This is a genomic window from Longimicrobium sp., assembly GCF_036387355.1.
Taxonomy (GTDB): domain Bacteria; phylum Gemmatimonadota; class Gemmatimonadetes; order Longimicrobiales; family Longimicrobiaceae; genus Longimicrobium.
Genome location: NZ_DASVTX010000316.1, coordinates 1 through 12,602, shown reverse-complemented (window position 1 = coordinate 12,602; position 12,602 = coordinate 1). Strand labels below are relative to the sequence as shown.

Sequence of the window (12,602 nt, the reverse complement as noted above, 5' to 3'; positions counted from 1 at the left end):
CTCGGGAGGTCGATGATGATTGCAGGTTCTGCACGGCAGCCATCCTCGGCGCTGTGCTCGTCGGCGCGGGCGCGTGCTCTGAGAAGGATGCTCCCACGCCGGCCACCCCCGCTCCGCCGCCCCCCCCCCCCCCCCGCCAGGCGGGACCCCCACCCGCGTGGTGACCGCATCGCCGCACGGCACCACCGACGCGGATTCCATCCCGGCCGCCCAGGCGCGGTAAGTCTCCGCGGACGAAGGCATCCGCAATCGTACAAAGACAGGGGCGCGGCGCCGCTTCGGCGCCTCACCCCTGTTCGTCCAATGCAGATCGATATCCAGCCGACGTTCCGCTTTCTGGGGCGATCCGCGGACGTGCGTCAGGCGCGGACAAAGACCATGGTGAAGCGCGCCTCGCCCTGCGGCATCTGCTCCACGCGGTGCACCACCAGCGTGCGGCCGTCGGGGCGCAGTTCCCATTCTTCCGTGCCGGTTGCCGTCACCGTGCGCTCGCCCATCCGCAGGTCGCGGGCGATGGTGATGTGCAGCCGCCCGTCGTCGCCGTGCGCGGCGCGCAGGCGGGTGGGCACGTCCGCCATCCCGTCGCGCACGCGGACGCGCGTGGTGGTCTGCGTCTCGGTGCCGTCCAGCGCATAGTCAAAGCGGATGCGCTGCGGCTCCGCCGCGCCCTCATCGAGTTCCACGTGCACCGTGAGATGCGCGTCGCTCTGCGCGACCTGAATCCGCTGCTGGCGAAGGTTGGCGAACCACGGCGGAAGATCCTGGCTCTGCGTCTTGTCCAGCGTCCAGGTGCCGCTGTAGTCCGGGTGCGAGGCCGGAGCGAGGGCGGACGGAAGCGGCGCGGCGGCGCTCAGCAGCGCGGCGATCAGGAGCAGTTTCATGGGAGTGCGGCTCGTGTGGGAGTCGATGATGGATCCGGCCGCCGCGCGGAGTGCCCGGCGCATGACCGATCCGATCCCGCGCGCCCCGCTACGGTTGTCGACAAACACACCCGATGCGCATCTCCTAATCTCGCCGTAACGAACCGGGCGCGACCCATCCACACAAAGGGAAAGCGCCGGGCCCGAGAGCCCGGCGCTTTCTCGTTCGCCGTCGTGGTTCCGCGGCTACTGGAAGGCGGCGGCGTTGCGCCGGGCCCAATCGTCGAAGGTGCGCGCGGGGCGGCCGGTCACCTGCTCCACGCCGTTCGCCACGCCATCCATGTGGCCGGCCTTCATGGCGGCCAGCAGGTCCAGCAGCGCGTCCACATAGCCGGCCGGCATGCCGCTTTCCAGCATGGCGCCCCTGGCGGCTTCGGGCGGAACGTCCACGAAGTTTACCGGCTTGCCGATGGCGGCGGAAAGGCGCTGCGCGTACTCCGCCGCGCTCAGCGACTCGGGGCCGGTGATGGCGTACGCCTGGCCCTCGTGCCCGTCTTCAGTGAGCGCGCGCACGGCCACCGCGGCGATGTCGGCGGGGTCGATGGCGGCCCAGCGCCCCTCGCCGGTGGGCTGGTAGAAGGCGCCCTGGGTGCGGATGGTGTCGGCCCAGGCCAGGGAGTTGGTCATGAAGTTCCCGGGGCGCACCATGGTCCAGGCCAGGCCGGAGTCCATCAGGTGGCGCTCGGACTTGGCGTGCCAGCGCGAGAACTCGATCTGCGGATCATCCGCGCCCATGACGGAAAGCTTTACGACGTGCCGCACGCCGGCTTCCCTGGCCGCGTCCACCACGCGCCCTTCCTGGGCGGGCAGGTCGCCGCCGGCGCTGACCATGTAGACCCGCTCGATTCCCGCCATGGCCGCGCGGAGCGAATCCGCGTCGTCCAGGTCGCCGCGGACGATCTCCGCGCTCCCCTGGAACTCCGCCGCGCGCGCCGGATCGCGCACCAGAAGGCGCGGCCGGTGCCCCGCCGCGATCAGCTGGCGTGCGACTTCGCCGCCGGTGGTGCCGGTGCTTCCCAATACCAGAATCATCCCTTTGCTCCTCATCCCGGGTCCGTTCTCGTCCGCCGGCCTTGTACAAAGCCCGGGCGGATGCAGCCGCGCTCACGATACGCCGCGCACCGCGCGCCGCGCCAGAGTGCGCGGGGCGGGAAAGGATGTGCAGTGCGGATCGCCTGAACTGCCGTTGCACAGGAACGTCGCCGAGGATGCACGGAAGTCAGGACGGACCGCCACCACTCCCGTCTCTCGCACCCGTGTATCCGGCATGAGCGTCTGTTGCTCATTCTCCGCGAACCCCGCCCCCGTGTGACACGGATTTCCATTTCCTGGCTGCGGCCGGGCACACACTGCCAACAGGGGCTCCCCACGCGGAGAGCCCCTGTTCACATGAGATGATGAGGTGAGGGAAGGGCGGATGCGGCGGGGTGCTTTCGCGCGGGCCCGGCGTGTGCATTCTGGTTGCTGGATGCCGGAGCTCCGCCTTGTTCACGGCCTGCCTGCCGCCCGGCGCGACCGTGATTCCGCTCTCAACCCCGCGGGACGCATGGACCTCAACGGCTCAGCAGACGCCCTGTCGATGGTTTGCGCCGGCGCCGCGCTGGCGTTCGGGGCCGCGGCGGCCGGGTTCTTCGCCGCGCTGGGCGGCCGTGGGCGCGAGGCACCGAACCGCATCTCCCTCCAACAGGAAGCGTGGCTCACCGCGCGGGCATCGCTGGTCGCCGTCGCGGCATACACGGCCTGCTACCTCGCGCTTGCGGCCACGGAACAGCCGAACCTGTCCTCCACATCCGCGCAGGCGGTCCGAGCCGTCATCGCCCTGGCCCTGCTCTTTGTGTTCACCGCGCACCCCGCGTACCTGGCGCGCGTCACGCGGGAGCCACGAACGCTCAAGGCCGGGGTCTGGGCATCCTTGTCGGTGTTCGCGGGGTACGTGGTTCAGGTCGTTCTGGCCACCCGGGGCATGGGATGCCTGGCGAAGTTCGCACCGCTCGACATCGCCACGGCCCTCCTGGCCCTCGACCTGCTCGCGCTCGTGTCCGCCGGGCCCACCGTCATCCTCGCGGAGCTGGCGCAGCTCTGGATGGAGCGCGTGCCTCTCGCCCATGCGGACGCATGAACCACGGTTCGATCCCGCTGTCCGACGGAAAGGTGCGAGACCGCCCGGCCCGCATCGCGCCGGGACAAAGAGGCGTGCTGACCGGCCGCCGCCGCTGCGTCCCGAAAACGCCCGTCATCCCGCTCCCCGACCCACGTCATCCATGCGCATCGTGATCCCCGTCCTGCTCTCCGCGGCTGTTCTCGGCGCCTGTGCACGGGAGCGGGTGGCGAGCCGGCCTTCCATTCCACAAGTGCTCCTGGAGGAGAACTTCGATGGCGAGGGAGACGGCGTGTATCAGCTCAACTACACGCGGTTCCGGCAGTGGCGGGTCACGCGTGGAAGCGTGGACCTGGTGGGCACGCCGCCGTTCGACGACTTCCTTGCCACGGAGCAGGGACTGTACGTGGATCTGGACGGCACCACGGAAGCCGCGGGCACGCTCGAGTCGCGCGAGTCATTCGAGCTTGCGCCCGGGCGGTACGAGTTGCGCATTCTGATGGCGGGCTGCCCCAGGCCGCAGCAGCCCTCCAACACGGTGATCGTGTCGCTGGGCAATGTCTTTCAGGAGACGATCACGTTGCCAAGCTATGCGCCGCTGCAGCCCTACCGGCGTCAGATCACGGTGCGCCGCGCCACCCGCGGTCCGCTGCGCTTCGAGCACCTGGGCGGCGACAACTACGGCATTTTCGTGGACGACATCCAGCTTCGAAGGTTGTAGGCGCACCCGCCGGACATCCGTATCCTGCGCTATGCTACGCAGGTCAGCGAAACCCTGTTCGGGACAGCCTCGGCGCTCCGGCGTGCAGGCGCGCTCGACGCCGGCTTCTTCCGGGGCCTCGCGCGCGACGCCCGAGCCGGGGACGGCGTGGGTCGCACTGCTGTCCTTTGCCACACGTCCCGCGGGGCACCTGATTCGCGGCTGGGCCGCGCGGTCCTGCGAGCACACAGACCATCACCTGCTGCACTTCGGCATATGAACATGCGACGTCCAGCGCTTCTCGCCTGCGTGCTGCTGTGCGCGGCGGCATGGATGCCGCAAACGGCAGGAGCCCGCCCCGCAGGCGCTTCCGCCCACCACGCCAGCGCCCGTGGCCCCGCTGCCGCCGTGCGGCCCGCTTCCCGAACCCGATCCGGGTTGGGAACTGCGGGACGAGGGGCCGTTCTCCTTCCGCCTGCCGCGGGAGTACCGCAAGCAGGAGGTTCACGGCATCGACTCGTTCGTGGGAGAGTACGCGGCGTCGGGACGGAACTTCCTGTTCGACTACGGCATGTACTCGTCCAGCCTGACCGAGTGGGATGCGGCCAGGCAGTTCCACGCGTGCCGCGACTCCATCACCGGGCACCAGGTAAAGATCGTCACCGCGCACGAAGCAGACGGTAGGTACGTGGCGGGCGTCGTGTGGCGCGAGCTCGAGCCCGGGCTGCACCTGACCATCCACGCCCGCGCCCGCACCGCCGCCCAGCAGCAGGAGGCGCTCGCCGCGATGCGCACCGTGCGGTTCAACCCGCCGCGCCGGGAACGCTGAGGCACGCCGCTGGGATCTGGCGCGTCGGTGAAGCTCGTGTGATCCTTCGCAGGTCCGGTCCGTGAACCTCCAGACCTTTCCCCGCGGACCAGTGCATCCCCACGATGACCATGCGCCTGCTGCCCTTCATCATCCCTGCCCTGCTGGCGCTCCCGGCCTCCGCGGGCTCCCAGACCGCCGCGGCTGATTCCACGCCGCGCGACCGCTTCATGGCGTCGCTGATGGCGTGCTCCCACCGGCCGAGCCCGGCGGATACGATCGCCACCGACCCCTCGCTCCGGCGCGAGCTGCTTGCCCTGTCCGCCGCCGACCAGGCCGACCGCGAGTTCACGCGCACCATGGGCGCCGCCGCGCCGCCGGAAGCGCAGCTCAAGGCGATGGTGCGCAACGACTCCATGCGCACCGCCCGCCTGCGCGAGGTGGTGCGCGAGGGCGGCTGGCCCACGGCGGCGCGGGTGGGGTGGGACGGCGCCAACGCCGCGTTCCTCATCCTCCAGCATTCCGTGGACGCGGTGTTCCAGGCCCTCATGCTCCCCGAGGTGGAGGCCGCGTATCGCCGCGGCGACCTGGAAGGCCAGGCCGTCGCCATGCTCACGGACCGCGTGCGCGAGGCCGCGGGGCTGCGACAGCGCTACGGCATGCAGCCCGTGCTGCGCGACGGTCGCTACGTGATGGGCGATGTGGAAGACCCGCAGGGCATCGCCGCCCGCCGCGCCGAACTGTGCGTGCTCCCCGCGGACGTGTACCTGATGGTGATGGAGGAAATGTACGGCCTGCGCGACCACGGCATCGGCATGTTCACCGCCCCGTCCCCGCCTTCCGCGCAATGACGAGCATCGTGGATCGTTCGACGGATTCCTCCCGCGCCGGCACGGTCGGGACCGCCGCCTTTCGCACGCACTTCGCGGATGCGGGTTGATGGCGATCGATGCACCGGCGATGGCGGACTGGAACGCAGTGATCATCCGCGAGGCGACCCCGATGGATGCGGACGCCATCAGCGCACTCATCCACTCGCTCGCGCGCTGGTTCCTGGCCGATCCCGGCCGGCCGGAGGACGCGGCCGCGTTCTTTGAGACGATCACCCCGGCGGCGGTGGCGGACGCGCTGGCGGGCGGCCGGTTCCGCTACCACGTGGCGGAGGCGGACGGCGTGATGGTGGGCGTCGTGGGTGTGCGCGAAGGGCGGCACCTGTACCACCTGTTCGTGGCGGAGCCGTTCCACGGGCGCGGCATCGCGGGCCGCCTCTGGGCCCAGGCGCGGCGCGTGGCGCTGGAGGAAGGCAACCCCGGCGAGTTCACCGTCAACTCGTCCGCGTCCGCCATCCCCGTCTACGAGCGCCTGGGCTTTGTGCCCACGGGCGAACTGCAGGTGCAGAACGGCATCGCCTTTCTCCCCATGCGCCTCACCATCGGCCCATCCTGAATCCGTCCGGATCACGGAGCCGCCGTTGCGGCATCCCGGACCCGCAAGATGACCGTCCGCACCCCGCCCACACGATGCGCATCATCACCTGGAACTGCTTTCGCGGCGACGCGCGGGTGCGGGCGGCGGACCTGGACGACCTCGCGCCGGACGTCGTCGTTCTGCAGGAATGCTCGCGTCCGGCGGCGGTGGATGCGGACACGTTCGCGTGGTCCGGCGACAATCCGCGCCACGGGATGGCGGTGCTCACGCGCGCGCCGTACGGGGTGCGCCCGCCCCGCGTGCCCGCGGCGGCGACGGAATCCGTGTTCGCGGTGCAGGTAGAGGGACCGCTGTCATTTACGCTGCTGAACGTCTGGGCGCACCCGCGGCCCAGCTACGTGGACGCCGTGTGGGCGGGGCTGGATGCGCACGCCGCACTGCTGCAGAGCGGCGACGCGGTGGTCGCGGACGACTTCAACAGCAACGCGCGGTGGGACGCGGGCAGGCGGCGCAGCCACACGGACCTGGTGCGGCGGCTCGGCGAAGAGTTCGGGCTCGTGAGCGCCTGGCATTCCGCCGCGGATCGCGAACCGGGCGGCGGACCGGAGCCGGACACCTATCATTACCAGTGGCGCGCCGATCGCGGCTTTCACATCGACTACTGCTTCGTTCCTCAATCCTGGGCACCGTACACGACCTGCCGCGTGCTGGACGAGCCCGCCGGAACGCGCCGCAGCGACCACCGCCCGCTCATCATCGACATCGCCTCTCGTTCTCTCCAGGCGAAGGACTTGGATTCGTGCCGGGAACCTTCTTGAGCCGGATCACCCTCGTGTGCTAGAGGCGCACGCGAGGCGTTGATGGACACGGCGGCGCCCGGCCTCCGCCGCTTCCGCACTTGAACCCTGTATCATGAATCAAGTCTCCCTCGCCCGGCGGCTGCTCCCCTACCCGCCCCTGTTCTGGCGCATCGCGCGGACGACGGTGGTGCTGTGGGCCGCGTTCCACGTCGCGCTCGCCGTCCTGGGCGTGGTGGTGCCGGCGCCGCCCGCGTCGGCCGTGATCGTGGCGGTGTGCGCGGCAGCCGTGTGGATGGACCTGGCCCGTGGCGACCACCTGTTCTTTTCCAACCTGGGCGTCTCGCCGGGGTGGAGCGCGTGGGTGGCCGTCGCCGTCGGGTGCGCGCTGGAGGTGCCGCTGCAGATCGCGCTTCGCCTGCTGATCGTGCCCGCGTGAGCAGGCCCATCTTTGCGGTGGAGGGCGCCGGCAAGTCGTTCGGCGGCCGCGCCGTGCTCAAGTCCGCGTCCGTGTGGGCGTATGCTGGGCGCATCACCGCGCTGTTCGGCCGCAACGGCTGCGGAAAATCCACCCTGCTCAAGTTCGGCGCGGGGCTCACCGGCGCGGAGTACGGCAGTGTGCAGTTCGCCGGCCGCGCGTACCTGCGGGCCCGGCTGCCGGACCTGGCGCGCGACGGGCTCTTCTACCTGCCGTCGGAAGGGCTGCTTTCCCCGCGGATGACGCTGCGCCAGCACCTGCACGCCCTGCGCTTCGTGACGGGCGGCGCCGACGCCATGCCGACCGTCGAGCGGCTGGGATTGGCGGGGCTGCTGGACCAGGACGTGGGCGAGTTTTCCGGTGGGGAGCGGCGGCGGGCAGAGGTGTCGCTGGCGGTGGCGCGCGCCCCCGTCTGCCTGCTGGCCGACGAGCCGTTCGCGGGGGTGAGCCCGGCGGACGCCGAGGTGCTGGGCGGCGTGTTTCGGGAGATGGCGGGCCGGGGATGCGCGATGGTGATTACCGGCCACGAGGTGCCGCAGCTGATGAGGATCGCGGACGACGTGGTGTGGATGACGGAAGGCTCGACGCATCACCTGGGCACCCCCGCGCAGGCCGCCGTCAACGAGCAGTTCCGCCGCGGATACCTGGGCCCTGGCCGCTGGACCGTCGCGCGCACCCCGGGGTGACGGCGGGGTGGAGCGAATGAATCTGCCGCAACAACGGCGGAAAGTCTCCCAAACAGACGGGGACTTCACCTGCACAGGAGGAGGACGGGTCCATGCGGGTGGCGGACTTCAACGGCGGCCCCCACCCGGGCTCGTACTCCTCGCCCACCCTCCCCCAGAACAGACTGGGGGAGGGTTGATTTGCTGTGAGCGCGGCAGCTCCGGACGGTTGGCGGAGATCGGCGGCGGCCGGGGCTGTGGCCCTCACCCGGCTCGCTGAAGCTCGCCACCCTCTCCCACGAACAGATGTGGGAGAGGGGGCACACGGCAACTGCAGTTCGGGGCGGTTCCGAAGGTTTGGCGCGGCGGGGAGCCGCTGAGCGGCTGAAGCCGCCGCAACAACGGCTGAAAGCCTCACGGTACTGCTGTGAGGCTGCATCGGCGCGGGTTCCGGCTCCGGTGTGAAGTCCCCCCTCTCCGTGCGGCAGTTTGCACGGGGAGGGGCTGGGGGAGGGGCCCACCCGCACGCCGAGCCGGAGCTTGCTCCGGGCGCCGAACGCCGCCGTCGCGCTGAGGTCTCCCTTTCTCCCGCGACAGCGGGGGAGAGGGCCGCGGAGGGGGGCCTCTCCGCGCGCACGGTACCGTCCGAAGCTGCACCGAATGCAGCGCCCCCGCTCGCGCGGCGTTCTGCGCCGGGACGGGCCGGGGAAGCCCGCGGGCCGACGTGGGACAGAGCTGATGCAGGGCACACCGGCTGGGGCACGCCGGAGTACGTGAAGGGCGCGCTTCTTGCCCGCCTGCGCCACTTCTGCCGGTCTCACTGCGCCTTTGAAGCACCTGTAGATGCTCTCGTCGTTGAAGGCCGCCACGGCCGCGCACCATGCGCGCGTCGAGGCCGCGATGCCGTCCCTGGACCAGCTCGCCACCGTTGAGGGGTACGCCTCCGCCCTTCGTGCGCTGCACGGCTTCCACACCACGTGGGAGCCCGCCATCTGGCGCGCGCCGGGGATCGGCGATGCGGGGCTGGCGCTGGCGGAGTGCCGCAAGCTGCCGCTGCTGGAGCGCGACCTGCGCGCGCTCGGCATCGAAGCCGTCACCCACGGGCCGGCGGCGGGCGAGTTTCCGGACGCGGCCACCGCGCTCGGCGCGCTGTATGTGCTGGAAGGCGCCACGCTGGGCGGCCGCATCATCCACCGCCACGTGGCCGGGCCGCTGGGCATTACCCCGGAGCGGGGCGGCGCCTACTACCACGGCTACGGCGAGCTGACCGGCCCGCGGTGGAAGGAGTTCTGCGCCGCGGTGCAGGCGTACGTCGCGCGGCACGGCGGTGAGCAGCACGCGGTGCACGGCGCGGTGAGCTGCTTTGCCGCGCTGCAAGACTGGCTGGCCGTCCCCGGCGTGCTGGCGCCCGCCCCCACCGCCGCCCTGCTCTCGTGACCGACCAGCTGGAGCACCCCCCGCTCGTTCCCGGCGCCGACGCGCCGGTGGACTTCGTATCGCCCTCCGCGTCCATCGACCTCACCAACTGCGACCGCGAGCCCATCCACATCCCCGGCGCCATTCAGCCGTACGGGGCGCTGCTGGCCCTGCGCGAGCCGGCGATGGTCATCGAGCAGGCGAGCGAGTCGGTGCTGCACCACCTGGGCTACCCCGCCGCGGAGATCATCGGGCGCACGGTGGATGCGGTGTTCGGCATGGGGGTGCGCGACCAGGTGCGCGCGCTGGCGCTGCAGGCCACGGAACGCTCCACCGGCCAGCTGCACACGCGCGGCCCGGACGGCGGGGAGCGGTGGTTCGACGCGGGGGTCAGCCGCAGCGACGGCCTCCTGCTGCTCGAGCTGGAGCCGGCGTCGGAGCACGAGCGGCTGCCGCCGGAGCGCTTCGGCAGCGTGATGCGGGAGATCGTGGAGCGGCTGGAAGTCGCGGACAATCTCACGGAACTGGCGCAGGGCGTGGCCACGCAGATGCGTGAGGTGACGGGGTTCGACCGGGTGTGGGTGTACCGCTTTCACCCGGACTGGCACGGCGAGATCATCGGTGAGGCCAAGCGCGACGACATCGAGACCTGGCTGGGGATGCACTATCCCGCGTCCGACATTCCGGCGCAGGCCCGCGCGCTGTTCCTGCGCAACTGGGTGCGCGCCATCCCCGACCTGCAGTTCACGCCGTCGCCCGTCATCCCCGCGAACAATCCGCTGACGGGCGAGCCGCTGGACCTGGGGAACGCCCTGCTGCGCAGCGTGTCGCCCATCCACGTGCAGTACCTCACCAACATGGGCGTCACCGCCAGCCTGGTGATCTCCCTGATCCACCGCGGCAAGCTGTGGGGCCTCATTTCCGGCCACCACTACACCGGCCCCAAGCGCGTCACCCAGGACGTCCGCGCGCTGTGCGAGTTCCTGGCGCAGGCGCTCTCGCTGCAGCTGGGCACCACGGACCGGCTGGAAGACCGGGAGTACGCATTGCAGGTGCGCGCCGCCCAGAGCGCGCTGCTGAGCCGCATGGCGGACGAGGAGCCGGCGGAAAAGGTGCTCACCACGGGCGCCGTCACGCTGCTGGACGTGGCCTGCGCGGACGGCGCGGTCGTGCTGCGCGACGGACGCGTCTGGCGCGTGGGGCCCACGCCGGACGACGCGCAGCTCGCCGGGCTCATGGAGTGGCTGCGGGCACGGCAGGACGACGTGTACGAGACCACGCGGCTCGCCGCCGACTATCCCGCGGCGGACGCGTTCCGGAACGTGGCGAGCGGGCTGCTGGCGCTTCCGCTGTCGCGCGACCGGCGCGACTTCGTGCTCTGGTTCCGCGGCGAGCGGCGGCAGATCGTCCGCTGGGCCGGCGACCCGCGCAAGCCGGTCACCATTCGCGAGGACGGCTCCACGCGGCTGCACCCGCGCGGCAGCTTTGATCTGTGGGAGGAGGAAGTGCGCGGCACCTCGTCGCCCTGGCGCGGCATCGAGCGCGAGGCGGCGCTGGACATCCGCCGCGCCGTGCTGGACCTGCTGGTGCGCAAGGCCGAGGAGATCGCGCTTCTCAACCACGAGCTTGCCCTGGCCAACACGCAGCTGGAACAGACGGCGGTGGAGCTGGAGGCGCAGACGGAAGAGCTGATGGCCCAGCGCTCCGAGCGCGAGCAGATGCTGGCGACGGAGCGAAAGCTGCGCGGCGAGGCGGAGCGCGCCAACAAGGCCAAGGCCGACTTTCTGGCCGTGATGTCGCACGAACTGCGCACGCCGCTGAACGCCATCGGGGGGTACGCGCAGATCATGTCCATGGGCGCGCGGGGCCCGGTAACCGACGACCAGGAATCAGACCTGGAGCGCATCCAGGTGAACCAGCGCCACCTGCTGGGGCTCATCAACAGCATCCTGAACTTCACCAAGCTGGAAGCGGGGCAGATCCAGTTCGCGCTCAGCCGCGTGGGCGTGCGCGAACTGCTGCACGGGCTGGAGGCGCTGGTGGGGCCGCAGATGCGCACCAAGTCGCTGCACCTCACCATCAGCGACTGCGGCCCGGTGACGGTGATGGCGGATGAGGAAAAGCTGCGGCAAATCCTGCTGAACCTGCTCACCAACGCGCTCAAGTTCACCCCCGCGGGCGGCTCGGTGGACGTGAGCTGCGAGGTGGAGCGCGGGATCGTGCAGATTCACGTGCGCGACACGGGGCGCGGAATTCCGGCGAGCGAGGTGCACACGATCTTTGAGCCGTTCGTGCAGGTGGAGCGGCACGTCACCAGCCTGAACGACCAGGGCGTGGGGCTGGGGCTGGCGATCAGCAGCGAGCTGGCGCGGGGGATGGGAGGCCACCTGCGGGTGCGCAGCGAGGTGGGGCGCGGATCCACGTTTTCGCTCACGCTGCCGGTGGCTCCGGAGGAGGCGGAGTAGAAGCAGGGGGCGGAACAGGCCACGGAAGCCGCGGCAACAACGGCGCGAAGTCCGCCTGTCCACAGCGAACGAGTTCGCCGCTGGAACAGCACCAAGTCCGCCGGCGCGGACTGTGGCCGCTGCAGCGATGCGCATGGCGAGGCCGGGCGCGGACGCCTGTCCAGAGCGAATGAATTCGCCGCTGGAACAGCACGAAGTCCGCCTGCGCGGACTGTGGCCGCTGCAGCGGTGCGCATTCCCGATGGTGGTGTGGGGTCCGGATCGCAACCTGTTGCGCGCCCACGACTTGTCATCCTGAGGAGGCGCCGGCCGCACTTTCCGCCGCACCGCCGATTGGCGCCGACGAAGGATCTACCTTGCGCCCGTTCCAACATCGCGTTGGGCGCCGAAACCACGCCCGCGGTTCGTATCCATTGAAGCAGTTGAAGCCCTGATCGTGGACGCATCAGCGGCCATGAGTCGGGGCTTACCGCCGTCCGAGCGGCCGTCCGAGCGGCGGATTCATCCGCTCAGGGAATCCGAGTACGCGCGTCATCGTTCTTCGTGGACGATGTGAGGGTATGGAGCCGGTGCTGGACGGGATACCGCTCGCGTCCTTCGCCGCGTGGCCCTCACCCGCTCGCTGCGCGAGCACCCTCTCCCACAAACAGACGTGGGAGAGGGAGCACACCCCAGCCCGGCGCGGGGGCGACAGCGGCGCGCGACACGGTGCTGTCGTCACGCACAGCCTCACAGCAGTACCGTGAGGCTTTCAGCCGTTGTTGCGGCGACTTCAGTCGCTCAGCATCGCCAATGGCCGCGCCGAACTGCGCAGCCCACACCGAACC

The 12,602-nt window shown here is 70.8% G+C and carries 12 protein-coding genes; 10 read left to right on the top strand and 2 right to left on the bottom strand.

Translation table 11 applies throughout. The features are described from left to right. Positions 1-359 precede the first annotated feature (359 nt). Together VF665_RS13680 and VF665_RS13675 are read right to left on the bottom strand one after the other, a co-directional pair. Positions 360-881 (bottom strand): hypothetical protein, encoded by a 522-nt coding sequence (locus tag VF665_RS13680; protein ID WP_331053990.1) that lies wholly within the window; start codon positions 879-881, stop codon positions 360-362. 225 nt (positions 882-1,106) lie between these two features. Continuing rightward, the gene (locus VF665_RS13675; RefSeq protein ID WP_331053989.1) at positions 1,107-1,952 is read right to left on the bottom strand and encodes an SDR family oxidoreductase; all 846 of its coding nucleotides are present in this window, start codon (positions 1,950-1,952) and stop codon (positions 1,107-1,109) included. A gap of 514 nt (positions 1,953-2,466) precedes the next feature. Here VF665_RS13675 and VF665_RS13670 point away from each other — a divergent pair. From VF665_RS13670 to VF665_RS13625, 10 genes are all read left to right on the top strand, one after another. Continuing rightward, the gene (locus tag VF665_RS13670) at positions 2,467-3,039 is read left to right on the top strand and encodes a hypothetical protein (RefSeq protein ID WP_331053988.1); all 573 of its coding nucleotides are present in this window, start codon (positions 2,467-2,469) and stop codon (positions 3,037-3,039) included. Between the two features lie 142 nt (positions 3,040-3,181). After that, a complete protein-coding gene (locus VF665_RS13665) occupies positions 3,182-3,739 on the top strand; it encodes a hypothetical protein (protein WP_331053987.1) in 558 nt (185 codons plus the stop codon). A 370-nt stretch (positions 3,740-4,109) separates the two neighbouring features. Next, on the top strand, positions 4,110-4,547 hold the full coding sequence (locus VF665_RS13660) for a hypothetical protein (protein WP_331053986.1): 438 nt from the start codon (positions 4,110-4,112) through the stop codon (positions 4,545-4,547). A gap of 104 nt (positions 4,548-4,651) precedes the next feature. After that, positions 4,652-5,377 (top strand): DUF6624 domain-containing protein, encoded by a 726-nt coding sequence (locus VF665_RS13655; protein ID WP_331053985.1) that lies wholly within the window; start codon positions 4,652-4,654, stop codon positions 5,375-5,377. An 88-nt stretch (positions 5,378-5,465) separates the two neighbouring features. Then, entirely contained in the window at positions 5,466-5,972 is a 507-nt protein-coding gene (locus VF665_RS13650; RefSeq protein WP_331053984.1) for a GNAT family N-acetyltransferase, read from the top strand. Positions 5,973-6,046: 74 nt separating this feature from the next. Then, positions 6,047-6,772 carry an endonuclease/exonuclease/phosphatase family protein gene (locus tag VF665_RS13645; RefSeq protein WP_331053983.1) on the top strand — a complete coding sequence of 242 codons (726 nt, stop codon included), beginning with the start codon at positions 6,047-6,049 and terminating at the stop codon, positions 6,770-6,772. A gap of 94 nt (positions 6,773-6,866) precedes the next feature. Then, on the top strand, positions 6,867-7,190 hold the full coding sequence (locus VF665_RS13640; protein WP_331053982.1) for a hypothetical protein: 324 nt from the start codon (positions 6,867-6,869) through the stop codon (positions 7,188-7,190). After that, positions 7,187-7,915: an ATP-binding cassette domain-containing protein gene (locus VF665_RS13635; protein ID WP_331053981.1), complete on the top strand. Its 729-nt coding sequence runs from the start codon at positions 7,187-7,189 to the stop codon at positions 7,913-7,915. The genes VF665_RS13640 and VF665_RS13635 overlap by 4 nt, the downstream gene beginning before the upstream one ends. 822 nt (positions 7,916-8,737) lie before the next feature. Then, positions 8,738-9,331 (top strand): biliverdin-producing heme oxygenase, encoded by a 594-nt coding sequence (locus VF665_RS13630; RefSeq protein WP_331053980.1) that lies wholly within the window; start codon positions 8,738-8,740, stop codon positions 9,329-9,331. Continuing rightward, a complete protein-coding gene (locus VF665_RS13625; protein WP_331053979.1) occupies positions 9,328-11,775 on the top strand; it encodes an ATP-binding protein in 2,448 nt (815 codons plus the stop codon). The genes VF665_RS13630 and VF665_RS13625 overlap by 4 nt, the downstream gene beginning before the upstream one ends. Positions 11,776-12,602: the final 827 nt, after the last annotated feature.

Excerpts from the sequence above, each read along its gene's own strand:
- VF665_RS13640 (WP_331053982.1), top strand. The coding sequence starts at position 6,867 with ATGAATCAAGTCTCCCTCGCCCGGCGGCTGCTCCCCTACCCGCCCCTG.
- VF665_RS13665 (WP_331053987.1), top strand. The coding sequence starts at position 3,182 with ATGCGCATCGTGATCCCCGTCCTGCTCTCCGCGGCTGTTCTCGGCGCC.
- VF665_RS13655 (WP_331053985.1), top strand. The coding sequence starts at position 4,652 with ATGACCATGCGCCTGCTGCCCTTCATCATCCCTGCCCTGCTGGCGCTC.
- VF665_RS13680 (WP_331053990.1), bottom strand. The coding sequence starts at position 881 with ATGAAACTGCTCCTGATCGCCGCGCTGCTGAGCGCCGCCGCGCCGCTT.
- VF665_RS13670 (WP_331053988.1), top strand. The coding sequence starts at position 2,467 with ATGGACCTCAACGGCTCAGCAGACGCCCTGTCGATGGTTTGCGCCGGC.
- VF665_RS13650 (WP_331053984.1), top strand. The coding sequence starts at position 5,466 with ATGGCGATCGATGCACCGGCGATGGCGGACTGGAACGCAGTGATCATC.
- VF665_RS13630 (WP_331053980.1), top strand. The coding sequence starts at position 8,738 with ATGCTCTCGTCGTTGAAGGCCGCCACGGCCGCGCACCATGCGCGCGTC.
- VF665_RS13645 (WP_331053983.1), top strand. The coding sequence starts at position 6,047 with ATGCGCATCATCACCTGGAACTGCTTTCGCGGCGACGCGCGGGTGCGG.
- VF665_RS13675 (WP_331053989.1), bottom strand. The coding sequence starts at position 1,952 with ATGATTCTGGTATTGGGAAGCACCGGCACCACCGGCGGCGAAGTCGCA.